The organism is Marinobacterium ramblicola, from assembly GCF_019084545.1.
In the GTDB taxonomy this organism is placed as follows: Bacteria; Pseudomonadota; Gammaproteobacteria; order Pseudomonadales; family Balneatricaceae; genus Marinobacterium_D; species Marinobacterium_D ramblicola.
Genome location: NZ_JAHREP010000012.1, coordinates 96,225 through 121,967 on the forward strand (window position 1 = coordinate 96,225; position 25,743 = coordinate 121,967).

Here is a 25,743-nt window from a genome sequence, read left to right on the forward strand (position 1 = left end):
GTTCTAACCTTCACGGGCTGTGCTGTCACTAGCCCTGAGTGCCTGTCCGATTCGCCACGGATTCGCTCTTGGCGCGCCGACGGCGAGCCTTGAATCTTGACGGTTCCAGATCGTGTTTGCCCAGCAGCTTGTACAGATCGGTACGGTTACGTTCGGCGATTCTCGCCGCGTGGGTCACGTTGCCCTCGGTGATCTGCAGCAGCTTGATCAGGTAGCGGCGTTCAAACTCCGCTCTGGCTTCGTTGAAGGATGGGATCACACGCTGCTGATTGTCCATCGCTTCCGCCACCAATGATTCCGAAATCACCGGAGAGGTGCTGTTGGCAACCGCCTGTGCGACCACCTTTTTCAGTTGTGCTACGTTGCCAGGCCAGGCCGACAGGCCAAGAAGGTGTATCGCCCCGGGCGAAAGGTTGCGTACGCGACGGTTCTGTTTGCTGGCTTCCTGAGCGAGAAAATGACGGGCCAGGAGCGGGATGTCCTCGGCGCGTTCCTGAAGTGACGGGATCTCCAGGTTCACCAGGTTGAGCATGTAATAGAGTGACTCGTTGAGCTCGCCGTTGAGCATCGCGTGTTCCAGGTTACGTTGCGAGCTGGCGATAACGCGCACATCGATCGGTTCATCGTGTTCGCTGCCGATTGCCCGGACTCGCCCCGATTTCAGGGCCGCAAGCAGTTTTGCTTGTAGCGCAAGTGGAAGGTCACAGATATCCCTCAGCAGCAGTGTGCCGCCCTGGGTGCGTGAAAGCAGCCCCTGCTGATCGGTAGTGGCGCCGCTGAATGCACCACGGCTGTGGCCGAACAGCTCCGATTCCAGCATCTGTTCCGGCAGGTCGCTGCAGTTGAGGACTTCGAACGGTTTTTCGGAACGGCGGCTGGCGAGGTGAATCGCTCTGGCCAGAAGTGCCTTGCCGCTTCCGCTGGGGCCGTTAATGATCAAGTTGACATCCGATACCGCCACCCGGCGTGCCTGATCGAGCAGGTTCTCCATGATCGGGTTGCGGGCGACTATCTCCGAGCGCCAGCGTTGATCGCGACGCTGATTCGCGGCGTCGAGAGCGGCTCTGACGGTATCAAGCAGGTGGGCACGATCGAAGGGGGGCATGAGAATGCCAAAGGCTCCTTGTGCAGTCGCTTCAAGCGCTTCCGGCAATACCTGCTGGTTGACGATCAGTATGCGGCTGATCGCCGGGTAGTCGTGCTGGATCAGCTCACTCAGCGTTAGCCCATCGCGTGCGCTGGTGCGAAGGTCGCACAGCGCAAGCTCGATTTTACGGGATTCAAGCATCTGCATCGCTTCGTCGCCGGTGGTCGCTGTGCGTACGCGGTAACCGGCGCCGATAAGGTATTCGTTGAGCTGCTCGAGCTGATCACAGTTTTGATCGACAAGAAGAATTTGGGGGCTGGCGGTCATCTTAATTTGCTCCTGGCACGGCTCAACGAATGCAGTGCGACGATGAACACAGGTTCAGTTCCGTTGAGTCATTACTGCCTGATTAATAAAGCAGCATCTCTTTGGCGACACTATTGAACAATTGTAACAGGTGTTTAAACGATATCGAAGAGTGGAATGCCGACGGCGGTCACCCGCAAAACGCCAACAGAGACCGGCGAACCGGTTACTCAAGACGAAAGCCGATCTTCAGTACGACCTGGTAATGGGCGATAGCGCCGTCCTTGATATGGCCTCGCATCTCTTTGACCTCCCACCAATCCAGGTGCTCATGGCGTGAACTGGCTTCGGCGATAGCGCCGCGAATCGCGTCATCGTAACTGCTGGTGGAGGATCCTGCGATCTCGATGAGCTGATAGTTATGTCCGGGCATGTCGATCTCCTTTTCGGGTCGGAATCTGTCGCTTACCTGATACTGAATAATAGCAGTGGTTCCGGGTTTTGCCGTTTGTTGATCCGCTAACACTCAGGGGGTAGCTTGAGTCTGTTGGCGGTCGCTAATAAGATCGGCTAAAGCTCGCAGGGATCGCCCGGATGCACCGCTTCGTTTTACTTCTGTTTTTCTCCCTCCTGATCGGTGGTTGTCAACTGCGCCCTCAGTTACCCGATGATGCTCTCTATCAGCGAGGGCTGATATCCCTCGAGGGGGCCGATATCCGGTTTCAGCCCTGCGGGCGCACCCAGTGGCAATCGATGGCGACCATTCCCGATCTGCTCAGGCAGGAGTATCTGCGTTTGAGTGCCGGTGGTGAGGGCTTGCCGGTCTATATGGAGGGTTGGGGTAGCGATGTGGCGGGTGAGTGGCAGGTGCTGGAGCCGCGTGTGATCGGCGGTGACCTGAGCAGTTGTGCGGAGTATTTCTCCGCCGTGGCGCTGTATGCTTCGGGTATGGAGCCGCCCTGGTCGGCCATGCTTGAGCAGGAGCGGCTGGTGTTCAATGAGCCGCAGCGACTGCGTACCTTGGTATTCGATAAACCTGAAGCGACGCGCGAGGGTGTGATCTGGCGTTGGTCTCAGAGTCTTCGTGATGGCAACAGCGACCGGGATATCGCCTTGGATGTGGTCAGGCGGCCCTGCTGGGATAGCCAAGGGACCTGGTATGCGCTCAGTGCACTGCTCGATCTGGATGGGCGTCTGTTCACCGGTTGCGCCCGTTATGGCGATCTGCAAAGACTGGCGCTGGTATCGCATTACCGCACCGCTGCTGGGCAGTACCTGCGTGATCTCCACCTGCTGCTGCAGACGAATGGCGATGTGCGCCTGGTCGAAGACAACCATGACGGCCTGCCGTTGAAACCTCGTGCGGGCCGTTGGCGTTTCTTAAACGCCGAGCGAGTGTTGCTGGAGCTGGAGCGTCCCGGCGCGGTCGGACGGTTCGACACGCAGCTTTGGCAGGTGCGGAACGATGGCGCGCTGGTGTTGCTGCATGACGATCCTGCGCTGGGGCGAGGGCTTGAGCTGCAGCCGGCAGGGCGTTTGCTGCAGTGGCCGGAGGGGCGTATCCCCTTGCCCTGATCGATTAATCCCGTAACAGAAGTGTCTTGGCCTCGTTGATGCGTGATGCCAGCCAGGTGCTGCCACCCCGATCCGGGTGGTTACGTTGAATCAGGCGGCGATGGGCTTCGATAATCGCCACCCGGTCCGCACCGGGTTCCAGGCCGAGAATCGCCAGCGCCTCTTCGCGGGTCATCGAGGGTCCATCCCGAGGGCCGCCTTCATCCTTGGAACCAGTACCGCCGGGATCATCGGCACGCCAGGCAGCTCCGAAGCGTTTGTCGAGGTAGGTTTCGAGCAGCCGGGTCGAATCCCGGTCGCTGTCGCGACACTCGCGCAGCAGCTGCAGAAACTCCTCTTTGCTCAAGCTGCTCAGCTGACGCCCGCACAGCGAACCCTCCAGTACTTCGCCGTCCATACTGCCGGAGTCGTGGGCCAGACTCATCGCGATCATGCGACTGCGAACCTGGGAGCGACCACCGCTGCTGGACTGGCGGCTTTTGTAGGACTGGGCGCCGCGCTGTATCCAGGGCAGCAGCCGCAGCAGCAGCGGAACGATGCGTTGTGCCAGGGGCAGCAGCAGGGCGACAAGCGCGCCTAGCCAGTGCAGTCGACCGGTGATGGCGAGAAACAGCAGCCCCAGCATGATCAGCAGAAAGGCGAGCTTGACGCCGGCACGCGTACGCTCCTGCGGCGGCTGGCGTCGAAGCCACAGCCAGCCGAGGCCTGCGATCAATACGAACAGTACTAACCCAATCGGGTTCACAGTTGCTCCTGGTCAGGTTGTCGAGTGAGGTGTTATTTGCGCAACTGCTGGGTCAGCGCGAGCAGTTGCCGGTTGCCCTTGCCCGCGTAACGTTCGAGTGCCGCCAGACCTCCAGTGGCATAGACAGCGGCCGCACCGAGCAGTTCTCGCAGTCGGCTGGCGCTCTTCAGGTCGAAGCGGGCAAAGGCTCCGCCCGAGAGGCGGGCCAACTGCTCGAACAGCAGGCGGCCATTGGGGTCGTTGCCCTCGTGGAAGCTGAAGATGGGGGTGCCGTGCAAGCCGAGTTCGCCGGCCATTTCGCAGAGCGGATCGATCTTCTCTTCGCAGCAATCGCCCACCAGTACGATGGCGTTGAGCGGGTGCAGACTGTTCTCGCGCAGGGCATGCTCAAGCACCCGTCCTATTTGAGTGTGGCCACCGAGGCAGCTGACAGCATCCATCTGATCGAGCAGGGCGGCGGCACTGTCGACCCAACCGGTATAGTGAAACTCGCGATAGCCGCGATAGTAACAGAGCTGCACCAGTAGTTGCCCGCTCTCGGCGCTGGCGAGAAACATTTCGCTCTGCAACTGGCAGGCGTGATCCCAGGTTGGGCGGCGGCTGGCGGTGGCGTCCATTGCGAACAACAGTCGACCGCGGCCGGTATCACGTACCGCCAGATCTTTCGCTTGGTTGATAAAGGCCTCAATCTCCGTGGAGTCAGAGGCCGGCTTCAGTGATTTACCCATGCTGTGAGCCCGCTGTCCTGTCACCGATTTACAGGTTTTAGTGTAGACCGCGGGCTTTGTCGGGCACAGTTTTTCAGGCGATTTCCGTTTCCGGCTCCACAGTCGCTGTGGGCCCGGCCGCGGCTGCATCGCCGATGTAGCGCTGACGCTTGCGCGCCTTCACATACTTGGTATCAACCAGCACAAGTCCGTCGACGCAGTAGTTGAAGTCGGCATCGACGCCAAAATCAAGGAAGCGCACGCCTCCCGGTTCGCATAGCTCACTGTACTGCTTGTACAGCGTGGGTACGGAGACGCCGAGGAACTCCAGTTGCTCCTTCAAAACGGTGAAGTCGGCCGTGTAGTCATCCCCCTGGAACAGCCTGAACATCTCGGCACGGGTGTCGTCGTCCAGCGTATAGGGGCTGTTGGCGCGCCCCAGCTCCGCCCGGTCGGGGAAATAGTGGCGGTAGAACCAGACCAGCAGGTCGCGGGCCCGTTTCGGGTAGCTGTTGCTCATGCTCACCGGACCGAACATGTAGCGGATCTCAGGACGGCTGCGCAGGTAGGCCCCTATGCCGTACCAGAGGTAGTCCAGGCTGCGGCGCCCCCAGTAGCGTGGTTGCACGAAACTGCGGCCCAGCTCTATACCCTGTTCGAAATAGGGCGACATCTCGGCGCTGTAGCTGAACAGGCTGGCGCTGTATAACTGTTCGGAGAGCGCGGAGCGATCCATCCGTACGACTTCGGCCAACCGATAGGCACCGGCGATTTCGAGATCATCCTCGTCCCATAGAATCAGGTGGCGATAGTGGCGGTCGTACTTGTCGAGATCGCGTCGGTCTCCGGTGCCTTCGCCGACACAGCGGAAGGCGATCTCGCGCAGCCGGCCGATCTCGGCCATGACGGCTGAATCACTGCGATAATCGAACAGGTAGATCTTCTTGCCATCCGAGGTTTCGCCCAAGAGCTCGGCATCGCGCAGCTCCTGTTTCAATATCTGCCGGTTCTGCGGGTGAGCAATGGTCTTTTCGGTCTTAAACAGCGGCGTTTTGTTGCGCGCGATGCGGTACAGGTGCTTTTTCAGCAGTTTGGCCTTGATCTTGGCCGCTACCGGCAGGGTATCGATTTGACTGAATGCGATCGGTTCGCCGATGCGGATCGGGAGGTTTTTCGAGCGTTTGTTGAACATCTCATGCGCCAGCAGCAGTGACGACATCGATTTGTTCAGCGTCGACAGACCGTAGAACAGGGCTGAGTTTTTGCCGCCAACGAATACCGGCAGGATAGGGGCGTTGCTCTTGCGTGCAAACATCAGGAAGCCGCTGTTCCAGGGGCCATCCTTGATACCGGTAAAGCTGGCGCGGGATACCTCGCCGGCGGGGAATACGATGACCGCCTCGTCGTTTCGCAGGCAATCCACGATACGGGCGATGTCGCGTTTGCGAGTGCCCTTGCCCAGGTTGTCGACCGGGAGAAACAGCTCTTGCAACGGATCGAAGTGCATCAGCAGATCGTTGGCGATGATGCGCACATCGCGGCGTACCTCGCCGACCAGTTTCAGTAGCGCCAGGCCGTCCAGGGCGCCGAGCGGGTGGTTGGCCACGATGACGACGCGTCCGCTGGAGGGGATGTTGATCCGCTCCTTGCTGTTGGCGCTGTAGCTGAAATTGAAATAGTCGAGTACCCGATCGATGAATTCGAAACCGGTTACCTCGCGGTTCTCTTCCAGGAAACGGTTGATCTCGCCCTCGTGCACCAGGCGCCGAAGGCAGAAGAGGGTGGAGCGGCGGACCGGGGCGGGCTTGGCGGCAAACCCCGGATACTTGCTGAGAACAACCTGTTCGACGTTAATCTGCATCTTGCGTCCCGACAGTGTTACATGACGGCGACCAAGATAAGTCGAACAGGTGACGGTGAATTGACGTTAGTGTGACGCTTGGATGACGCCTATTTGTCTTTCATCGCATCTTCCCACATGTCCCTGTCTTCGGTGCGGCGGCCGCGATTCTGTCTGCGGTCCTTCTTGCCCGGTTCAAAGCGTATCTCCTCGCGGCGATCGGGCTGTTGGCGCCGGTCTTCGCTTGTGCGGCGATTGCGACCGTTCCACTCCTGGCTCTCTGACATCGCAAAGTCCTTGTCTGGTTATTATTCAGTCCTAGGATAGCGCAGCTGGTTGCTCAGATGTAGAGCGTCGATCAAATTCGCTTCAGCGCTTCACCTTCGAAACGGACGCCGCTCCAGCCGGTGCGCATGAAGTTGCGGATATTGCCGTGGTCGGATCCTTCCGGTGTGGCCAAAACATCACGGTAGAAGCGGCCGAAACAGTGCAGGGTCTGCTGCTCGCTCAGCCCCATCAACTGGCCGAATGCCAAAATTTTGCAGGAGCCGCCATTTTCGCCGGCAGCGTTGGTCTGCTCGCCATTGCGGAAAGCACAGAGTGTGTAGTCGAAGTGGGCCTCGATCACGGCGATGCTGTCTTCGAAATCCAGTGATGTATCGGTGCCGACGCGTGCGGCAAACTGTTCTGGTGTCATCGGTGTGTCCAAAATCTCAGGGGTGAAAAGTTCAACTGTGCCTACACCCAGTTCCAGCAGTCGGTGGACCAGGGCTGTAATCGGTGTGTCGATGTTCAGCTGCCGACTGCGCCGAAGCACCGCGCCGCTGATGCCGTCCAGCTCCAGTGCGCGGCCTTTTTCCCGGTCCACCAGCATCGATGTCTTGATCGCATCGAACTGGCTGATCAGGGTGAACATCTCCTCCACATCGGTCGGCGTAAGCTCGACCTCATCCGCGGCGGCGACGGCGGCGGTTTCCTGCATCATCCGGTAGACACTGCCGCCGAGCGCCGGGTCGGAGGTGAGACGGCGGGTGTCGAGCCCGGTCAATGCCGACAACGGATTGACGCCATTGTTGATCAGCAGTTTGCGCCACAGCTCGCGCCTGATGTCGGCACTGAGCTGGGTGGGGATGGAAGCAGCGTTGAAACAGCTTTCGATGCTGCGTGCCAGGGGCAGGCTGGAGGGTGTTCGTTCGCTGTTGGGCCAGGGGCCGAAGATTACCTGAGCGGGGCCCGTAGCCTCAACGATTCCCGGTTCGAGGATATGACCGCCGATCCGTACAGCCAGGCCGCCAAAGGTGCGCGCGTCGCCGAGCGACGCGGCGATGATCGGCTCGTTATCGACACCGTTCTGCAGCGAAAGCACAGGTGTATCACTGGAAACAAACCACTGGTTTAGCTGTGCCATGATCGAGCCGGTGGCACCGGCTTTCAGCGTCAGCAGAATCAGGTCGAACTCTGTCGCGGCGTAATGCTCGAGCAGCGTTTCGATATCGGTGGCGATAACGGCAGCGTTGAAGTTGAAGTCGGGGTGGTGAACTTCCAGCCCGATACGACGCATGGCGTTCAGGTGCTCGCCACGGGCGACGAAGACGCAGTCATGTCCGGCCTGGATAAGGCGTGCGCCGTAATAGCAGCCGATGCCGCCAGCCCCAAGAATCAAAAAACGCATGGCTCAACTCCTGCTCAGATCGAAAGGCACCATTGTCGGGTGCCTTGTTCGTTCTGCCCACCCTCAACTTGGAACTATCAATTTCCATTCGCTGGAAGGTGGGGTGCTGCTTACTTGATGCGCATGCCGGGCTGGGCGCCTGCGTGTGGCTCCAGAATCCAGAGATCCTGACCGCCGGGACCTGCCGCCAGCACCATCCCTTCGGAAACGCCAAACTTCATCTTGCGCGGCGCCAGGTTGGCCACCATCACGGTCAGCTTGCCCTCCAGGTCTTCGGGCTTGTAGGCGGATTTGATACCGGCAAAGACGTTGCGGGTTTCGCCGCCCAGATCCAGTGTCAGTCGCAGCAGCTTATCGGCTCCATCAACATGCTCCGCCTTGGCGATGCGTACCACGCGCAGATCCACCTTGGCAAAGTCGGCGAACTCGATGGTATCGGCGATCGGTTCCATCGTGCTGGCCGGCTTGGCAGTCGGGGCAGGAGCCGCTGCAGCTTGAAGATTCTGTTTCGAATCTTCGATCACCTTTTCGATCGCTTCCGGCTCGACGCGCTGCATCAGCGGCTTGAACTTGTTGATCTTGTGGTTGAGTAGCGGTTTCTCAACAGCGCTCCAGGCGAAATCGTCGATATTGAGGAAGGCGGCGGCATCCTCGGCTACCTGCGGCAGTACCGGCGCCAGGTAGCTGACGATGACGCGGAACAGATTGATGCCCAGAGTGCAGCAGTCCTGTACCTCCTGGGCACGTGCGTCATCCTTTGCAATAGCCCAGGGTTCGGCAGTGTCGATATATTGGTTGGCCTTGTCGGCGATCTGCATGATCTCGCGCATGGCGCGGGCGTACTCACGCTTCTCGTAGGCCTCGGCGATACTGCGCCCGGCAGATACCGCTTCGTGGTAGAGGCCGGCGTTGTTCAGTTCGTTGCCGAGCGTTCCGTCGAACTTCTTCTGGATGAAGCCGGCGCAACGGCTGGCGATGTTGACCACCTTGTTGACCAGATCGGCATTCACGCGCAGACGGAAGTCATCGAGGCTCAGGTCGATATCGTCGATGCCGGAGCCCAGTTTGGCGGCGAAATAGTAGCGCAGGTATTCCGGACGCAGATGGTTGAGGTAGGTCTCCGCCATGATGAAGGTGCCGCGCGACTTGGACATCTTCTGGCCGTTGACGGTGAGGAAGCCGTGGCAGAACACGCCGGTCGGGGTGCGGAACTTGGCCCCGTGCAGCATCGCCGGCCAGAACAGGGTGTGGAAGTAGGCGATATCCTTGCCGATGAAGTGGTACAGCTCGGCATCGGATCCCGGTGCGAAGTATTCGTCAAAATCGACGCCGTTTTTATCGCACCAGTTCTTGAAACTGGCCATATAACCGATCGGCGCGTCCAGCCAGACATAGAAGTACTTGCCCGGTGCATCGGGGATCTCGAAGCCCCAGTAGGGCGCGTCGCGGGAGATATCCCACTGCTGCAGACCCGATTCGAACCACTCGTTGAGCTTGTGCTTCATCTGTGCCTGGACATGGCCGTCGACCCACTCGCGCAGGAACTGCTCGAAATCTTCCAGCTTGAAGAAGAAATGCTCGGAGTCTTTCTCGATCGGTGTGGCACCGGAGATCGCGGAGTAGGCGTTTTTCAGCTCGGTGGGCTGGTAAGTAGCACCACAGACTTCACAGGAGTCGCCATACTGATCCGCGGCGCCGCACTTCGGGCACTCGCCCTTGATGAAGCGGTCGGGCAGAAACATCTTCTTCTCTGGATCGTACGCCTGGGTGATGGTGCGGCGTGCGATATGACCCGCATCGCGCAGGCGCTGATAGATCAGCGTCGCGAAGTGACGGTTTTCGTCCGAGTGAGTAGAGTAGTAGTTATCGAACCCGACCATGAAACCGGCAAAGTCACGCTGGTGCTCGGTGCTGACCTGGTCGATCAATTGCTGCGGCTCAATGCCCAATTGATTGGCCTTGAGCATGATAGGGGTGCCATGAGCGTCATCGGCGCAGACGTAGGTACACTGGTGGCCGCGCTGCTTCTGGAATCGTACCCAGATATCGGTCTGGATATATTCGACGAGGTGGCCCAGATGGATAGGGCCGTTGGCGTAGGGCAGTGCACTGGTGACGAGAATCTTGCGCTTGCTGTCGGTCATCGGTAGCTCAAATCGGGTTCGTTAGAGATTCAGGCGCCTGATTCTACGCCGAATCTCGTCCGTTATGAAGGTGAAAGGCTTTGCCTCGGGCCAGTACTGAGCGAGAATGGCGCCAAATTCGATATGAGTAATCAGGGATGTGCAATGGGCAGATTGATCATATGTGATCTGACTGAAGAGCAGGGTGGTCAGCTCGATTTTTCCGTGCTGCAGCCGGAGTATCTGGTTGGCCAGGAGGCGTTGTTCGACGCACTCGATCAGGGTGATGTGGAGTCGGTGATACTCAGGAGCCAGGGGGATGATCCCACAGCACACCTCTGCTTGCGTCAACTGGCCTTGCGCTGGCCCTGGGTGATCAGAATTCAGCAGAATATGGATGCCACGGCCCGCTATCAAGCGGAGGGGGGCGACGTGGCGGATGCGTCGTTGCCCTATAACGCCGAGGCGTCGCGGCTTGACTATATAATCGAGCGCACCCGGCCGGTGATCGCCCGTCTTCGCAATCCCGCAATCGAAGCAATTATGGTCGAGTTGGGTGAGTTGCCGCCTTTGCCGGAACAGCTCGCCGGGCTGAACCAGATGATCGATGAGCAGGCGAATGAAAGCACTGCCTCGGTTGCCCATCTATTCCGCGGCTGTATGCCCTACCTGAAGCAGCTGATGGAGTTGCTGAACAATCCGCTGCTTGGCTGCGATCGCCACCTGTTTAGTGTTAACGAGGCGGTACGTCTGGTGGGGCTGAGAACGCTGCGCGATCTTGGCATCATGGCGCATATCATCAACACCTTTCCGCAGCCGGAAGGCTGGAGCAGTTTCTCCTTCGAGCACCTGTTGGGCCGCAATCTGGTCTGTGCACATCTGGCCGAGCGCATAGCCCATAGCGTCGGGTCGGACCGGGTCAGTATGTCCAGTGCACTGGCTGCGGGGCTTTTTCATGATTTTGGTATGCGCGTTTTGGTGCGTTTGGACCAGCAGCGATACTTCCGGGTGATGGAAAAAGCCGCTGCCCTCAAACAGCCGGTCTATGCCGTTGAGAAGCTTGATTACAAGCTGACTCACGGTGAGCTGGGCGCGTCGATTCTGCGCCGCTGGGGGGTGTCGCCCCGGATCGTGCGCGCCGTGCTTTATCATCATGTGCCCAAGGCGGCGGGCGACAACACCTTTACCACCTTGACGGCTGCACATGTTGCAGATGCGATGCTGCCGCCACTGTTCAATACCATGGAGTGCCTGCTGGGCGGACGTCTGTCATTGAGCTATCTCGACTCAATTGGCGAGATGGAGCGGGTCAGCCTCTGGGAACGCCTGGCAAGCGATCACGGCAAGCAGCTGGAGGCGCACTGGTAGCAGGGCTTGGCGTGACGCAACAAGTGGAGTTGGACCTGGCCGGGGCGCCTGATAGAATCGCGCCCTGTTTTGCCAACCCCGCCGAGGATGTCGATGTCGTTGCCCCAGGTCGATCCGACCCAGTATGAAGCTCAGCTCAACTGCAAACGTGAGCGAATCGAACAGGATTTCGCCGAGTTCGAACTACCCGAGATAGATCTCTATCGCTCGCCGGCGACGCACTATCGAATGCGCGCCGAGTTCCGGGTTTGGCACGACGGCGACGACCTCTACTACGTCATGTTCGAACCCGGTGATAATCGGACCCCAATCCGCCTCGAGGCCTGTCCAATGGTGTCCGAGCGGATCCACATCATGATGTTCGAACTGCTCGACGCTCTCCGCCCGGATCCACGTCTGCGCTTCAAGCTGTTTCAGGTCGATTTCCTCAGCACCCTGTCGGGTGAGCTGCTGGTCAGTCTGCTGTACCACCGGCCGATAGGGGAGGAGTGGATTGAAGCGGTACGGCCGCTGCGGGAAAAGTTCGGCATCGATATCGTCGGTCGCTCGCGCAAGAACAAGATCGTATTGGAGCGCGATTATGTGATCGAGCAGTTGGAGATCGACGGTCGCAGCTACAGCTACAAGCAGACCGAGAACAGCTTTACCCAGCCCAACGCCGAAGTCTGTCGCCAGATGATCCACTGGACGCTGGATGCCAGCCGCGACGCCGGCGGCGATCTGGTGGAGTTCTACTGCGGCAACGGCAACTTTACCCTGCCGCTGGCCAAGAACTTCCGTCGCGTCGTGGCCACCGAGATCTCGAAGGAGTCGGTGCGTTCCGCACGCTTCAATATCGAGCAGAACGGCATCGATAATATCGATGTGCTGCGTATGCCGTCGGAGGATCTGTCGCTGGTGCTCAAGGGACAGAAAGAGACGCGCAAGGTTGCCGGGCTGGCGCTGGATGAGTGCGAGTTCACCACGGTGCTGGTGGACCCGCCCCGCGCCGGACTCGACGACGAAACCGTGTCGCAGGTGGTCGAATACCCGCACATACTCTATATCTCATGTAATCCTGAAACGCTGAGGGAGAACCTGAGGGAGATTACCAAGACGCACAGGATCGAGCGCTTTGCGATCTTCGATCAGTTTCCCTATACCCACCATCTTGAGTGCGGTGTCTATCTGACCCGCATCTGATCCGCATCAGACCGGAGTCGCCGTGGAGGGCGTATGGCGTCAAGGCAAGAGGAACACCTGAGACACTATCGCCCGCTCTGGCGGATCGCCGGATTTCTGCCCTTTATCGGCGTTGCGTTTCTCAATGCGATGCTGGATCTGGGGCACAAGATCCTGATCCAGAACACCCTGTTCAAGTCCTACGACGGTCCCGAGCAGGTGCTGCTGACAGCGGTGGTCAACGCCCTGATCCTGCTGCCGTTCATCATGCTGTTTACCCCTGCAGGGTTTCTCTCCGATCGATACTCCAAGCCGAAGGTGATGCGGGTGTCGGCCGCCGTGGCGGTGGTGCTCACCTTTGTCATCACGCTCTGCTACTACCAGGGCTGGTTTATCCCCGCCTTCGCGATGACCTTTCTGTTGGCGATGCAGAGTGCGCTCTATTCGCCGGCCAAGTACGGCTATATCCGCGAACTGGTCGGTAGCGATAACCTCAGCGGCGCCAACGGCTGGGTCCAGGCGGCGACGATCATCGCGATCCTGGGGGCGATTGTACTGTTTTCGCTGCTGTTCGAGCTTCGGCTCGAACAGACGACGCTGATTGAGCACACCCCCGAACAGATTCTGCGCCAGGTGGCGCCGTTGGGCTGGCTGCTGGTAGTGCTGGCGCTTATCGAGTGGTTGATGGCGCTGCGTCTTGGCACGGGCGTGGCGCAGCCCGAACTCAAGCTGGACAGGCGTGAATACCTCAGCGGACGGCTGCTGAAGCGCAATCTGTCACGCATCTATCGACACCGCCCTATCCTCTGGTCGGTGCTGGGGTTGGCGCTGTTCTGGTCGATCAGCCAGGTGATGGTGGCGGTATACCCGGCCTATGTGAAAGCCCATCTCGGCGAGCTGAACACCTTCCTGATCCAGGGCGCCATGGCGCTGGCCGGCGTCGGAATTCTGTGTGGCTCGATCTTCGCCGCGTCGGTGTCCCGCCACCATATCAATACCGGTCTGGTGCCGGCTGGTGCACTGATCGTCACCTTGGGCCTTGCATTACTGCCGGTGAGTCAATCGCTGGGGCATGCGGCCATACTGTTTTTTGCCATCGGCCTGGGTGGGGCGATGACCATCGTGCCGCTGAATGCGCTGATCCAGTTTCATGCGCCGGAGGGCGAAAGCGGATCGATACTGGCCGGTAACAACTTCCTGCAGAACGTGGCGATGTTCAGCTGTCTGCTCGGCACCGTGGCCAGTGCGTTCGCCGAGGTGCCGGCACGCATTCTGTTGGTTGTGCTGGCGCTGAGTGCTGCAGCAGGGGCTGTGCTGGCGTTCGTGCGCCTGCCAGAGGCGTTACTTCGCTTGCTGGTGCGGATGCTGATGCGTAACCGCTATCGCCTTGAGGTACTGGGGTTCGAACATATGCCGGCGGATGGCAAGGGGGTGCTGCTGCTGGGTAACCATATCAGCTGGCTCGACTGGGCCATCGTGCAGCTGGCCTGTCCGCGCCACGTCCACTTCGTTATGGAACGCTCTATCTATGAGCGCCGTTACCTGAAGTGGTTGCTCGATCTCTACCGTGTAATTCCGATCTCGCCGGCCAGCAGTCGTGATGCGATGGCCAGGGTTGCTGCCCTGCTGCAGAAGGGTGAGGTGGTGTGCCTGTTCCCGGAGGGGGCGATCAGCTATAGCGGACAGTTGGCGCCCTTCAAACAGGGCTTTGAGCGTATCGCACGGGAGGTGGATGCCGACCAGGTCGAGATCCTGCCCTTCTATCTGCGTGGGCTCTGGGGCAGTCGGTTCTCGCGTTCCAATGCGCGCTTGAAAGACGCGCGCAGGGCAGGCTGGAAACGTGACGTGATTGTCGCCTTCGGCGAGCCGATGGCGGTGACGGCCAGTGCGGTCGATGTCCGTCAGGCGGTATCGATCCTGTCGATCAAGGCCTGGGAGGCCTATACCGATACTCTGCCGACCTTGCCACGTGCTTTCGTCCGCACCGCACGAGAGGCACCCTCTGAGTGGGCGCTGGCGGATCTTAACGGTCCGGCGCTCAGTCATCTACGAGTGTTGACCGGGTGCGCGCTGTTGCGACGGCGGCTGAAGCGCTGCCAGGGCCAACGCGTAGCTGTGCTATTGCCGTCGGCGCCTGGCGGGGTTATCGGTACGCTGGCGTTAATGATGAGCGGACGCACGCTGGTACCGTTGAACTACACAGCACCGGTGGCGGTGCTCGAGCGCTGTTGCGAGCGGGCCGGTGTGGAGACGGTGGTCACCTCGCGTCAGTTCATCGAGCGCCTTGAGCAGCGGGGTATCGATATGAAGCCGCTGCTGGCCAAGCTGTCGGTGATCGAACTCGAGTCGCTGAAGCAGAGTATTGGGCAGTTGGAGAGTGTTCTGACACTGTTGCAGGTACGTTTGATGCCGGTGGCTTTGCTGGAGCGTTGGTTGGGAGGCAGGCGTCGACTGGATGATACGGCGGCGATACTGTTCTCCTCCGGCAGCGAGGGAGAGCCTAAAGGGGTGATGCTCAGTCATCGCAATATCATGGCCAACCTCAAGCAGATCGCCGATGTGTTCAACATCCGTGACGATGACTGCGTGCTTGGCACCTTGCCCCTGTTTCATGCCTTTGGTCTGACCGCGACCACCATGATGCCGTTGATCGAAGGGGTGCCGCTGGTGTGCCACCCGGATCCAACCGACGCGGTCAATGTCGGTAAAGCGGTAGCGCGCTGGCGGGCGACGCTGCTGTGCGGTACCAGCACGTTCCTACGCCTGTATACCCGTCAAAGCCGCCTGATACCGGCGATGTTCGAGTCTTTGCGCCTGGTGGTCGCCGGCGCCGAAAAGCTGTCACCACAGGTGCGGGAGCAGTTTGAAAGCCGCTTCCATAAAACGGTGCTGGAAGGGTATGGCTGTACCGAAACCACGCCGGTGGCCAGTGTGAATCTGCCCGATTATCTCGATACCAGCTACTGGACACTGCAGGTCGGCAACAAGCCCGGGACCGTCGGTATGGCATTGCCGGGCTCCTGGTTCAGCATCGTCGATCCGGAGAGTTTGGAGCCGCTGCCGGTCGGCGAAAGCGGGATGGTATTGATTGGCGGTACGCAGATCATGCGGGGGTATCTGGATGATCCGGAGCGCACACGGCGGGTGATCATCGAGCGTGATGGCGTGCGTTGGTATGTCAGCGGCGACAAGGGGTATCTCGATACCGATGGTTTCCTTACGCTGGTGGATCGCTACTCCCGCTTTATCAAAGTCGGCGGCGAGATGATTTCGCTTGGCGCCGTGGAGGAGCATGCTCGACAGATATTGGCGGCCGAGGTGGAGCTGATGGCGACCTCTGTGCCGGATCGGCGCAAGGGGGAGCAGGTGGTATTGCTCGTTGGATCCGAGGAGGCAGGCGAATCGGATGCGTTGGCCGCTGAACTGCGTCAGCGCCTGATCGACGGCGGGATGCCTGGGCTGATGCTGCCGGCACGTGTATTTGTCTTGCCATATCTACCCTGCCTGGGCAGTGGAAAGCCCGATCTTAAAGGCGCCAAGCAAACGGCACTGGACTTGATAGGGATGGATTCGTCACAATAACCGACATAAGTAGTCGGAATTGTCTGTCCCGTTTAGCGTGTACAAGAGGTAAATCGATGTCAGAGCTTGATCGAGCCCGCATTCAAGGGTGTATCGAAAGTTGGGTGGATCCCGTGCTTGAGCAGTCGCTGGGTAGTGTCGGCGCCGTTAAGTCTGTGGCCATAGAGGGGAAGCGGGTCAGTGTAGCGCTTGAGCTACCCTACGCCTGTGCGCATGAGCACGGCACGTTGAAGCGCGCGCTGTCTGCCAGCCTGGCTGAAGTCAGTGCCGAGGCTGAACTGGAGCTTCAGATCACCCAGAAGATCGCGGCGCACAGTGGGCAGCACAAGCTGCCGGGGCTTGAGGGGGTGCGCAACATTATCGCCGTCGCCTCCGGCAAGGGCGGGGTCGGCAAGTCGACCACGACCACCAATCTGGCGTTGGCGCTGAAAGCCCAGGGCGCGCGTGTGGGTGTGTTGGATGCCGATATCTACGGACCGAGTCAGGGGATGATGCTGGGGGTGCCATCGGGGACTCGTCCGCAGACCGCCGAGGAGAAGTACTTCCTGCCGGTGGAGAGTCTGGGCGTACAGGTGATGTCGATGAGCTTCCTGGTCGATGACAATACACCGATGGTGTGGCGTGGGCCGATGGTCAGCGGTGCGCTGCAGCAGCTGTTGAACCAGACCCGCTGGGACGATCTCGACTATCTGTTGATCGATATGCCGCCCGGTACCGGCGATATCCAGCTGACCCTGTCGCAACGCGTACCGGTATCGGGTGCCGTGATCGTGACCACGCCGCAGGATATTGCGCTGCTCGACGCCTGCAAGGGGATCGAGATGTTCCGCAAGGTGGATATCCCGGTGTTGGGCGTGATCGAAAACATGAGCACCCATATCTGCAGCAACTGCGGTCACGAAGAGGCGATCTTCGGCAGCGGTGGCGGTGACAGGCTGGCCAAGGATTATCAATGCGAACTGCTCGGCCAGATGCCGTTGGCACTGGCGATTCGTGAACAGGCGGATGCTGGCAAGCCCAGCGTGGTAGCGGATCCGGAAGGGCCTCACGCCCAGCGCTATCTGGAGATCGCCGCGAAACTGTCGGCCCGGCTGGCGCAACGCGCGAGCCAATCGAGCCGCATCCCCAATATCTCAATTTTCGGTGACTGATCCAGTCGGCCTCTGATGGCGATGCCGATCCGGGTTATCGGAGTCGAGTAATCGACCCCGATAACCCGTTGATACTGGCGTTTTTGCACTGAAGCACTGTAGAATGGCGCCTCTTTATCTCCGTGCAGACAGGGGCTGGAACAGGTTTTTATGGGTATCAAGTCAGACAGCTGGATTCGCCGGATGGCGGCCGAACAGAAGATGATCGAGCCATTCGAGCCGTCACAGGTGCGTCGTGTCAACGACCAGCCGATCGTATCCTATGGCACCTCGAGCTATGGCTACGATGTACGCTGTGCTGATGAGTTCAAGATATTCACCAACATCAACTCCTCTGTCGTCGATCCGAAAAATTTTGACGACGGCAGCTTTGTTGATGTGAAATCCGATGTCTGCATCATTCCGCCCAACTCCTTCGCCCTGGCGCGTACCGTCGAGTATTTCCGCATCCCGCGCGATGTGCTGACGATCTGCCTGGGCAAGAGCACCTATGCCCGCTGCGGCATCATCGTCAACGTTACGCCGCTCGAGCCCGAATGGGAGGGGCACGTCACATTGGAGTTTTCCAACACCACTCCACTGCCGGCGAAGATCTATGCCCATGAGGGGGTCGCCCAGATGCTGTTCCTCGGGGCCGATGAGGTGTGCGAAACCTCTTACCGCGACCGTGGTGGCAAGTACCAGGGCCAGACAGGCGTCGTTGTGCCCAGGACCTGAGAGCAGATCATTCGTAATCCATGAACATTAGTCTCAAGCAGATAGAAGATTTCTGGCATCAGGTTGAGCGTACGCTCGATCAGCTGCTGGCGAGCCAGGGTGACACGCAGTTCGAGGCGGACTCGCTGCTGGCTGCCTATCGCCTGTCGTTGCAGAAGATCGATCGCAATCTGACCTTCCACTTCGAGCGTGAATCCGACGGCGGTCCGGTGGAGATGGTCTTTGGTTGCGATGGTTACCCGGAGTCGATCCACGCCGTACTCAGCGTCGTGGGCGCGGCACCGGCGTTGAGCGGTATCAACTTTCGCGCCTTCAACGAGCGCTATGATCCGGTGCCGGCGTTCGTCAACATGGGTGACGAGCTGTGCGAGATCGATGAGTTCTGGTGCTCCCTGCGGGAGTTGAACGGAAAGCTGCAGCTGGCGATCTACCTGGTCGATGCGCCGAAGATCCTGGAGATGGATCCGCGTGTCGAGGCGGCGATGATCCTGCTCGATGCGCTGATCGGCGAGTACGAGCTGATGACCCGTGTCTGGTCGCTGGACTGGTACGAGCTGCCGGCCGATCCTGTCGACTTTGGGTTGATGCCGCTGTCTCACCTTCGTCACGCTTTCGACGAGATGAAAGCGAGCGTTGCACCTGTCGGTATCACCATCCACTGATCATGGACGTCAGATTTATCTTTTTTGCGTCTGCGCAGTTGGGCAAGCCCCGTGATGACGGTTAGTATTAAGTCTGATTACGCATGCATTGGGAGAGCCTGATATGAGCCGTCGTTTGGCCGATCTGTTGGATCGTGTGCGCAAGGAGTATGTGCAGGCGATGCTGGATCATGGCGAGGTTGAGCCCTACCTGACCGCCCACCGTATCTGCAATACGCGCCTTTGGCTGTCCGGCCCCGATCTTGCCACGCTGATCTCCGAAGACCCCAAGCTGTTGTCCGCGCGTGCCAGTGATCTGATCGATGACGACCGCGAGCGAGCCAATCCCTGCGTCGGTGCGATCGTTACCAGCAATATCGTGGCTGCCGCGTTGGAGGGGTTGCTGGCCGTGGCCGTGAATCGCGAGTGGCTGGCGGTGGATTCCGACGGTCGGGTGCTGGTGGATGCCCATGAGCTCGACTTGGTGCCCTCGGTGACCGGTGTCGATTACTCGGATGCCGGGGATTTTACCCCCGCGCGAGGGCGCAGCCGATTAAGTGATATCTTTCATGCGGCGGAGCAGGCCTATCTGGAGCGCCTGCAGGATGGCCCGCACGACGCCTATCAACTGGCGCTGATGGTCTCCTCCGATCACTCCATCTTCACGCCAGACGATCTGGCACCGCTGATATTGGAGAATCCGTTGCTGCTGGGGCTGAGGGCCGATGACCTGGTGGACGAGGAGCTGTTCGATGGCGATCCACCCGCCGGTATCATTATCAGCGCCCATCTTGCGGAGATGCTGGTGCAGCAGTTGCTCGAGCGGGCGATGGAGACGGGGGCGATCGGTCATGACAGCGAGGGGCAGCCCATACTGTCAGAGACCGATGAAGATAATCCGACGGTTCACTGAAACGCCGGATCTCGGCTGAGTCGGGTGCTGGAGCCGCTCAGGGCTCCAGCCAGCTATCCAGGGCCAGGATGTCCTCCGGACTCAGGCTGCCGATCACCTGCTTGAACTGAAACAGTGTGCTGACATGATCGTAGCGGGCGTTGGCGTAGTTCAGTTTGGCCTGGTACAGCGCGTTCTCCGCATCAAGCACATCGACCACGTTGCGTGTGCCCACCGAGAATCCCTCCTCCGTTGCCTGCAGCGCGGTTTCCCGCGACTTGATGCTCTGCGCGCGCGCCTTGACGCTCTCCACGCTGGTATTCAGATCGCGCAACAGTGAGCGGGTCTGCTCGGTCAGGTTGCGGCGCTGGTCCTCCAGGCTGAACAGAGCGGCCTGGTTGCGCAGATCCGCCTCGCTGATGCCGGAGCTCAGTGAGCCGCCGGTGTACAGCGGCACGCTCAGCGACAGTGCGATGCTGTTGCTGTCGCTCCAGTCGCCTCGCTGGGTGTTCTCTCCATTCTGCATCTCCAGTGTCACCTTGGGTAGGCGCTCGGCTCTGGCGGCTTGAAGTGTGCGCCGGGTGGCATCCTGGTTGTATTGGCTGACGCGAAAATCGAGATTGTCCTGCAGTGCGCGCTCGAGCCAGGATTCGGGCGAGTTCGGGCTGACCGACTGGATGGGGTAGTCGCTCTTGAGCGGGGAGATCTGTTCCACACTGGTGCCGCCCAGGCGCTCGACCGCCTCGAAGCTGTTGCGCAGGGCGCCCTGTGCTTCGATCAACTGTACCGCTGCATCGTCATAGGATGCCTGGGCGTCGAGGACGTCGGTGATGGCGATCAGGCCGACGTCGAACTGAGCGTTCACCTGATCCAGGCGGCGTTTCAGTGCGCGCTCCTGGGCCTGGGCCAGATCCAGCGCGCTCTGCGCCCGCAGTACATTCAGGTAGATATCGACGGTGCGCTGAATCAGCGACTGCTGTGCCAGGGCAAACTCGGTTTGCGCTTTTTCATCGAGCACCTGACCTCGACGGAAGTTGAACCAGCTGCCGGCATCGAAAACCGGTTGGCTCAGTGCCAGGGTGTAGCCGTGGCTGTTGCCGTCGAAGCTGCGGCTGTCGGTGCGGGTCGTGTCGGCGCTCAGGCCGATCTGCGGTAATAGCGCGGCGCGTGATTGAGGCAGTGCCTCACGATCGGCATTGTAGGTGGCTTCGGCCGCCTTTAGCTGCGGATCGTTCGCCAGCGCGCGCAGGTAAAGGTCATGCAGGGCGCCGGCTTGCGCCTGGCTCGTTCCCAGAGCTGTCAGCAGGGCGGTGGTCAGCAACCATCTTCTTGATCTCAACACTTCTCTATTGCGCATTGTCTGTTCCCTGAGTTTCGTTACGTGCCGCTTTCGCCTGCTGCAGACGGCGGTCGCTCAGCAGCATTAGATTGTCGCTGCTGCCGCCGGTTTCCGACAGGTTGGCGATACCTGCGCTGGCGCTGAATCTGTCCAGTTCCGGCAGTTCGCGCATCTCCTGTTCAATTTGGTTCAGGCGCTGCTGCAGCGGTGGTGGTTCATGACGATAAGGCATTAAGACGACAAATTCATCTCCGCCGAAGCGAAATACCCGATCCTCGGGTCGGCAGATCTGGCTCAACTCCTGGGCAAAGCGGCGAAGGACTTCATCGCCAAATGCCGTGCCTTTGAGCAGATTGATAGACGACAGGCCGTTGATGTCGAGCATCGCCATTTCGCAGTTCTGTCCGTAGTGTCGATAGTGCTCCTCGAACGCTTCCAAAGTGGCATCGAAGGCGGCACGGCCGGGTAGCCCGGTGAGTGCGTCTACCGGATGGTCGAGAGGGGTGGGTATCGCCTTGCCGGGCGAGCGCTCGTTCAGCTCCAGATGGCAGGCGAGCAGGTCGGCGGCGATCGCCAGCAATCGGGTTGCGAGCGGCAGGCTGTCGGCGTCGGGCGTACCCCATACGCAAAGAGTGCCGACAGCCTGGCCGCCAGTAAGATCCACGCGTTGCATAATCGCCATGGCTGGCCTGTCGTGCCGGAACAGGCTGTCCTGGGGGTAGCGCTCGACGGGGTCCGATAGAAGCAGCTGCTCGCTGCCGCCGTAGAGTTCCGCCGTGGCAGTGCCCGGCAGGGGGAGTTGCTCCGGGGCGCAGAGCTTTCCGGCGTGCCAGTGACCCAGCAGCTCGTCGGTGCTGGCCGATTTATGCTTGATGGCCGCGCAGTGGTCCCAGCTCAATAGTGGGCCAAGCACGGAAGCGGTCGCCAGCCAGGGATCGCCACCTTCCGCCAATGCAGGGAGCAGGTTGCGGATCATCTGCTTCTCGCTGTCACTGCGGGTGCAGGGCGCGCCTATAATCAGGTGTTGTTGCTTGGCGCTCAGTGACTCGAAAAGGTAGCCGTCCAGCAGCAATGGTCCCGGCTCGCCCCTAACCGCGTGATCGATCAGGCGCTGGCGGTTGTCCTCGGACAGTGTGGCGAAGGGTGGGTTATGCCATTCGGCGGTGTCATCTTTGACGAGTGCGACGGGGTGTTGGGCAGTCTTGAACAGTTCGGTGATGATGCGGGTTTTCAACACCGGGCCTCCATTGCAGCGGGAAGGACAGCGGGAGAGTCCTCCCGCTGTCTGAACATCAGCTGTTGAGTGCCTTTGCGATGCGTCCGATCGCGTCTTTAAGCACATCCATGCTGGTGGCGAATGACAGGCGCAAGTTGCCGGGTGCGCCGAAGGCGGAGCCCGGTACCAGTGCGACGCCCGCTTCGGTCAGCAGGTACTCGGCGAGCGCGATATCATCGGCAAACTCGGGGCGAGAGTCGATCACTTTCTGGAAGCTGGGGAAAGCATAGAAGGTGCCGTCTGCCGGAATGCACTCAACGCCTTCGATCTCGTTCAGGGCCGATACGACGTAATCGTGACGCTCCTTGAACGCCTTGACCATCTCCTTGACGCACTCCTGATCCCCCTCGAGGGCGGCCTGTGAGGCGACCTGGGAGATTGAGGTAGGGTTGGAGGTGCTCTGCGACTGGACCTTTTTCATTGCGCCGATCAGCTTGGCGGGGCCGGCGGCATAGCCGATGCGCCATCCGGTCATCGAATAGGCCTTGGATACGCCGTTGAGCACGATGGTGCGCTCGTAGAGATCCGGGCAGGCGTTGAGGATGTTGCAGAACGGCTTGTCGCCGAACAGGATGTGTTCGTACATGTCATCCGTGGCGATCAGCACATCCGGGTGGCGACGCAGGACTTCGCCCAGTGCCGCCAGCTCTTCGAGCGTGTAGGCAACGCCGGTCGGGTTGGACGGGCTGTTCAGGACTACCAGGCGGGTACGCGGCGTGATCGCATCTTCAAGCTGCTCCGGCGTGATCTTGAAGCGCTGCTCCTGAGTAGTGGTGATGATGACGGGCTTGCCGTCGGCCACCAATACCATGTCCGGGTAGGAAACCCAGTAGGGTGCAGGAATGATGACCTCGTCGCCCGGGTTGATCAGCGCCAGCGACAGGTTGAAAAAGCTCTGCTTGCCGCCACAGGAAACCAGAATCTGGTTCGCTTCATATTTCAGGCCGTTGTCACGCTCGAACTTGGCGATGATCGCTTTCTTCAGCGCCGGAGTGCCATCAACAGCGGTGTACTTGGTGAAACCGTTGTTGATTGCGTCGATGGCCGCCTGCTTGATGTGAGCCGGAGTGTCGAAATCCGGTTCGCCGGCGCCAAGACCGATGATGTTCTGTCCCGCAGCGCGCAGTTCGGCGGCACGGTTGGTGACCGCCAGTGTCGGCGAGGGTTTGATGCTGTTTACGCGGTTGGAGAGTTGCACGTCCAAGCCTAGGTTCCTCTTGCTATCAGTGCCCGAAATCGTCATGAAGTGTAACTCGCAGAGCATACAGGATTCAGGGTCCACTCTAAATCCCTGTTGTCGTAAAAAACTGATCAGCAGGTGACTTTAGTGAATAAAGTTGCGGATAAGAAATCCGCACATGCTTGTTGATACCGACCGGGAAGCGAATGCTTTGCACGGGCGTTACGCGTTATACTTCCGGGTTGGCTTGAATGCAGGATAGAAGGATGAAAGAGAGATTCAAGGTCAGCTCGCCGTTTGAGCCGGCGGGTGACCAACCGAAGGCGATCGCACAGCTGGTCGAGGGTCTTGAGTCGGGGCTGGCGGCGCAGACGCTGCTGGGCGTGACCGGTTCGGGCAAAACGTTCACCATGGCCCATGTCATTGCCGCCGTGCAGCGTCCGACCATCATCCTTGCCCATAACAAAACGCTGGCCGCCCAGCTTTACGGCGAGTTCCGCGAGTTCTTCCCGGACAACTCGGTGGAGTATTTCGTCTCCTACTACGATTATTACCAGCCGGAAGCCTATGTGCCGTCCTCCGACACCTTTATCGAGAAGGATGCCTCGATCAACGATCACATCGAGCAGATGCGGCTGTCCGCGACCAAGGCGCTGATGGAGCGGGAGGATGCGATCATCGTCGCTACCGTCTCCTCGATCTACGGCTTGGGCGACCCGAAATCCTACCTGTCGATGATGCTGCATCTCGACCGCGGCGACGTGATCGACCAGCGGGCACTGCTGCGCCGATTGGCGGAGCTGCAATACACGCGTAACGATATCGAGCTGCATCGCGGTACCTACCGGGTACGCGGTGATGTGATCGATGTGTTCCCGGCGGAATCGGAGAAGGAGGCGGTACGGATCGAGCTGTTCGATGCCGAGATCGAGCAGATCAGCTACTTCGATCTGTTGACCGGTGAAGTGTTGCGGAAAGTGCCGCGTGCCACCATCTATCCCAAGACCCATTACGTCACTCCTCGTGAAGTGCTGTTGGAAGCGGTGGAACATATCAAGGAAGAGTTGCGCGAGCGTCTCAAGCAGATGCGCGACAATAATAAGCTGGTCGAGGCCCAGCGCCTGGAGCAGCGGACTCTCTATGATATCGAGATGATTATGGAGCTGGGCTACTGCTCGGGCATCGAAAACTACTCACGTTACCTGTCCGGCCGCGGCCCCGGTGAACCGCCGCCGACCCTGTTCGAATACCTGCCCGACAATGCGCTGGTGATCATCGACGAATCCCATGTCACCATTCCGCAGCTCGGCGCCATGTATCGAGGCGACCGGTCACGCAAAGAGACGCTGGTCGAGTACGGCTTCCGCCTGCCCTCGGCGCTGGATAACCGGCCGCTCAAGTTCGAGGAGTGGGAGCGGCTGGCGCCGCAGATGGTGTTTGTCTCGGCTACGCCGAGCAAGTATGAGGCGGAACATACCGAACAGGTGGTGGAGCAGCTGGTGCGCCCGACCGGGTTGGTCGATCCGGTGGTCGAGGTGCGCCCGGCGTCGACGCAGGTGGACGATCTGCTCTCCGAGATTCGTAAGGTCGCGGCACGCAACGAGCGCGTGGTGGTCACGGTGCTGACCAAACGGATGGCGGAGGATCTGACCGAGTTCCTCGCCGAGCACGACGTCCGCGTGCGTTATCTGCACTCCGATATCGATACCGTCGAGCGGGTCGAGATCATCCGCGATCTGCGCATCGGCGAGTTCGATGTGCTGGTGGGGATCAACCTGCTGCGTGAGGGGATCGATATGCCGGAGGTGGCATTGGTGGCGATTCTCGATGCCGACAAGGAGGGCTTCCTGCGCTCCGAAACCTCGATGATTCAGACCATCGGCCGTGCCGCACGTAACGTGAACGGACGCGCGATCCTCTATGCCGATCGCATGACCGGCTCCATGGAGCGCGCAATCGGTGAGACCGAGCGGCGTCGCGAGAAGCAGATCGCCTTCAACGAGGCGCACGGCATAACGCCGCGCGGTATCGTTAAATCGGTCGCCGATATCATGGAGGGCGCCAACATCCCCGGCCGCAAGAGCGGGCGGAGTGGGCGTAAGGTTGCCGAGCCCGAAACCAGTTATCGGGTGGATGAGGGCAAGCTTAGCGCTCAGGAGCTGGCACGTACCATCAATCAGCTGGAGGACCGTATGTATGAGGCGGCGCGGAATCTGGAGTTTGAAAAGGCGGCTCAATTACGCGATGAACTTGAACGGTTAAAACATGCGTCGTTGCCCTAAACCATGCATCCGGGCTTGTATTGCACTGGCGTTGTGTTAAAAAGTGAGTTCATTGCGACTAAAGTAGGAAAAAGTCGCAAAATACGGACAAGACTCAAT

General features: G+C 59.8%; 20 protein-coding genes. 9 read left to right on the top strand and 11 right to left on the bottom strand.

Annotated elements, in window-relative coordinates:
- Positions 1 to 28 precede the first annotated feature (28 nt).
- Together KQ940_RS11020 and KQ940_RS11025 are read right to left on the bottom strand one after the other, a co-directional pair.
- Positions 29 to 1,414, bottom strand: a complete 1,386-nt coding sequence (locus KQ940_RS11020) for a sigma 54-interacting transcriptional regulator (protein WP_217413677.1) — start codon at positions 1,412 to 1,414, stop codon at positions 29 to 31.
- 205 nt (positions 1,415 to 1,619) lie between these two features.
- A complete protein-coding gene (locus tag KQ940_RS11025; RefSeq protein ID WP_217413678.1) occupies positions 1,620 to 1,826 on the bottom strand; it encodes a dodecin in 207 nt (68 codons plus the stop codon).
- 161 nt (positions 1,827 to 1,987) lie between these two features.
- On the opposite strand from KQ940_RS11025, the gene KQ940_RS11030 reads away from it, so the two are divergent.
- Positions 1,988 to 2,968 carry a hypothetical protein gene (locus KQ940_RS11030; RefSeq protein ID WP_217413679.1) on the top strand — a complete coding sequence of 327 codons (981 nt, stop codon included), beginning with the start codon at positions 1,988 to 1,990 and terminating at the stop codon, positions 2,966 to 2,968.
- Positions 2,969 to 2,972: 4 nt separating this feature from the next.
- On the opposite strand, the gene KQ940_RS11035 is transcribed toward KQ940_RS11030, so the two are convergent.
- The 6 genes from KQ940_RS11035 to metG form a co-directional block, all read right to left on the bottom strand.
- Entirely contained in the window at positions 2,973 to 3,713 is a 741-nt protein-coding gene (locus KQ940_RS11035; protein WP_217413680.1) for a J domain-containing protein, read from the bottom strand.
- Positions 3,714 to 3,745: 32 nt separating this feature from the next.
- Positions 3,746 to 4,441 (bottom strand): vWA domain-containing protein, encoded by a 696-nt coding sequence (locus tag KQ940_RS11040; protein WP_217413681.1) that lies wholly within the window; start codon positions 4,439 to 4,441, stop codon positions 3,746 to 3,748.
- 73 nt (positions 4,442 to 4,514) lie between these two features.
- Complete coding sequence (gene olsF, locus KQ940_RS11045) at positions 4,515 to 6,281, bottom strand: bifunctional ornithine lipid synthase OlsF (protein WP_217413682.1); 1,767 nt, start codon at positions 6,279 to 6,281, stop codon at positions 4,515 to 4,517.
- Positions 6,282 to 6,370: 89 nt separating this feature from the next.
- Positions 6,371 to 6,547: a hypothetical protein gene (locus tag KQ940_RS11050; protein ID WP_217413683.1), complete on the bottom strand. Its 177-nt coding sequence runs from the start codon at positions 6,545 to 6,547 to the stop codon at positions 6,371 to 6,373.
- Between the two features lie 71 nt (positions 6,548 to 6,618).
- Entirely contained in the window at positions 6,619 to 7,932 is a 1,314-nt protein-coding gene (locus tag KQ940_RS11060; RefSeq protein WP_425515636.1) for a HopJ type III effector protein, read from the bottom strand.
- 110 nt (positions 7,933 to 8,042) lie between these two features.
- Positions 8,043 to 10,076 (bottom strand): methionine--tRNA ligase, encoded by a 2,034-nt coding sequence (gene metG, locus KQ940_RS11065; RefSeq protein WP_217413684.1) that lies wholly within the window; start codon positions 10,074 to 10,076, stop codon positions 8,043 to 8,045.
- Between the two features lie 144 nt (positions 10,077 to 10,220).
- Here metG and KQ940_RS11070 point away from each other — a divergent pair, with 144 nt between their 5' ends.
- From KQ940_RS11070 to KQ940_RS11100, 7 genes are all read left to right on the top strand, one after another.
- Positions 10,221 to 11,423, top strand: a complete 1,203-nt coding sequence (locus KQ940_RS11070) for an HDOD domain-containing protein (protein WP_217413685.1) — start codon at positions 10,221 to 10,223, stop codon at positions 11,421 to 11,423.
- A gap of 93 nt (positions 11,424 to 11,516) precedes the next feature.
- Positions 11,517 to 12,605 (top strand): tRNA (uridine(54)-C5)-methyltransferase TrmA, encoded by a 1,089-nt coding sequence (gene trmA, locus KQ940_RS11075; RefSeq protein WP_217413686.1) that lies wholly within the window; start codon positions 11,517 to 11,519, stop codon positions 12,603 to 12,605.
- 33 nt (positions 12,606 to 12,638) lie between these two features.
- Entirely contained in the window at positions 12,639 to 16,166 is a 3,528-nt protein-coding gene (locus KQ940_RS11080) for an acyl-[ACP]--phospholipid O-acyltransferase (RefSeq protein ID WP_217413687.1), read from the top strand.
- A gap of 56 nt (positions 16,167 to 16,222) precedes the next feature.
- On the top strand, positions 16,223 to 17,317 hold the full coding sequence (gene apbC, locus KQ940_RS11085; protein ID WP_217413688.1) for an iron-sulfur cluster carrier protein ApbC: 1,095 nt from the start codon (positions 16,223 to 16,225) through the stop codon (positions 17,315 to 17,317).
- Positions 17,318 to 17,467: 150 nt separating this feature from the next.
- Positions 17,468 to 18,034, top strand: coding sequence for a dCTP deaminase (gene dcd / locus KQ940_RS11090; RefSeq protein ID WP_217413689.1), 567 nt, complete (start codon positions 17,468 to 17,470; stop codon positions 18,032 to 18,034).
- Between the two features lie 20 nt (positions 18,035 to 18,054).
- Positions 18,055 to 18,696, top strand: coding sequence for a hypothetical protein (locus KQ940_RS11095; RefSeq protein ID WP_217413690.1), 642 nt, complete (start codon positions 18,055 to 18,057; stop codon positions 18,694 to 18,696).
- Between the two features lie 103 nt (positions 18,697 to 18,799).
- Positions 18,800 to 19,588: a hypothetical protein gene (locus KQ940_RS11100; RefSeq protein WP_217413691.1), complete on the top strand. Its 789-nt coding sequence runs from the start codon at positions 18,800 to 18,802 to the stop codon at positions 19,586 to 19,588.
- A gap of 37 nt (positions 19,589 to 19,625) precedes the next feature.
- On the opposite strand, the gene KQ940_RS11105 is transcribed toward KQ940_RS11100, so the two are convergent.
- The 3 genes from KQ940_RS11105 to KQ940_RS11115 are packed head-to-tail and all read right to left on the bottom strand — an operon-like array spanning position 19,626 to position 23,386.
- Positions 19,626 to 20,924: a TolC family outer membrane protein gene (locus KQ940_RS11105; RefSeq protein WP_217413692.1), complete on the bottom strand. Its 1,299-nt coding sequence runs from the start codon at positions 20,922 to 20,924 to the stop codon at positions 19,626 to 19,628.
- Positions 20,914 to 22,143 (bottom strand): GGDEF domain-containing protein, encoded by a 1,230-nt coding sequence (locus KQ940_RS11110; RefSeq protein ID WP_217413693.1) that lies wholly within the window; start codon positions 22,141 to 22,143, stop codon positions 20,914 to 20,916. Before KQ940_RS11110 ends, KQ940_RS11105 begins: the two co-directional genes overlap by 11 nt.
- 55 nt (positions 22,144 to 22,198) lie before the next feature.
- On the bottom strand, positions 22,199 to 23,386 hold the full coding sequence (locus KQ940_RS11115; protein ID WP_246589978.1) for a pyridoxal phosphate-dependent aminotransferase: 1,188 nt from the start codon (positions 23,384 to 23,386) through the stop codon (positions 22,199 to 22,201).
- A gap of 242 nt (positions 23,387 to 23,628) precedes the next feature.
- Between KQ940_RS11115 and uvrB the strand changes: the two genes are divergently transcribed.
- Entirely contained in the window at positions 23,629 to 25,644 is a 2,016-nt protein-coding gene (uvrB, locus tag KQ940_RS11120) for an excinuclease ABC subunit UvrB (RefSeq protein ID WP_217413694.1), read from the top strand.
- Positions 25,645 to 25,743 lie beyond the last annotated feature (99 nt).

Bases quoted from the DNA above. Each gene is read 5' to 3' on its own strand.
- uvrB (WP_217413694.1), top strand. From the start codon at position 23,629: ATGAAAGAGAGATTCAAGGTCAGCTCGCCGTTTGAGCCGGCGGGTGAC.
- KQ940_RS11105 (WP_217413692.1), bottom strand. From the start codon at position 20,924: ATGCGCAATAGAGAAGTGTTGAGATCAAGAAGATGGTTGCTGACCACC.
- KQ940_RS11040 (WP_217413681.1), bottom strand. From the start codon at position 4,441: ATGGGTAAATCACTGAAGCCGGCCTCTGACTCCACGGAGATTGAGGCC.
- KQ940_RS11060 (WP_425515636.1), bottom strand. From the start codon at position 7,932: ATGCGTTTTTTGATTCTTGGGGCTGGCGGCATCGGCTGCTATTACGGC.
- KQ940_RS11020 (WP_217413677.1), bottom strand. From the start codon at position 1,414: ATGACCGCCAGCCCCCAAATTCTTCTTGTCGATCAAAACTGTGATCAG.
- dcd (WP_217413689.1), top strand. From the start codon at position 17,468: ATGGGTATCAAGTCAGACAGCTGGATTCGCCGGATGGCGGCCGAACAG.
- apbC (WP_217413688.1), top strand. From the start codon at position 16,223: ATGTCAGAGCTTGATCGAGCCCGCATTCAAGGGTGTATCGAAAGTTGG.
- KQ940_RS11070 (WP_217413685.1), top strand. From the start codon at position 10,221: ATGGGCAGATTGATCATATGTGATCTGACTGAAGAGCAGGGTGGTCAG.
- KQ940_RS11095 (WP_217413690.1), top strand. From the start codon at position 18,055: ATGAACATTAGTCTCAAGCAGATAGAAGATTTCTGGCATCAGGTTGAG.
- KQ940_RS11080 (WP_217413687.1), top strand. From the start codon at position 12,639: ATGGCGTCAAGGCAAGAGGAACACCTGAGACACTATCGCCCGCTCTGG.
- KQ940_RS11100 (WP_217413691.1), top strand. From the start codon at position 18,800: ATGAGCCGTCGTTTGGCCGATCTGTTGGATCGTGTGCGCAAGGAGTAT.
- olsF (WP_217413682.1), bottom strand. From the start codon at position 6,281: ATGCAGATTAACGTCGAACAGGTTGTTCTCAGCAAGTATCCGGGGTTT.
- KQ940_RS11030 (WP_217413679.1), top strand. From the start codon at position 1,988: ATGCACCGCTTCGTTTTACTTCTGTTTTTCTCCCTCCTGATCGGTGGT.
- trmA (WP_217413686.1), top strand. From the start codon at position 11,517: ATGTCGTTGCCCCAGGTCGATCCGACCCAGTATGAAGCTCAGCTCAAC.
- KQ940_RS11025 (WP_217413678.1), bottom strand. From the start codon at position 1,826: ATGCCCGGACATAACTATCAGCTCATCGAGATCGCAGGATCCTCCACC.
- metG (WP_217413684.1), bottom strand. From the start codon at position 10,076: ATGACCGACAGCAAGCGCAAGATTCTCGTCACCAGTGCACTGCCCTAC.
- KQ940_RS11050 (WP_217413683.1), bottom strand. From the start codon at position 6,547: ATGTCAGAGAGCCAGGAGTGGAACGGTCGCAATCGCCGCACAAGCGAA.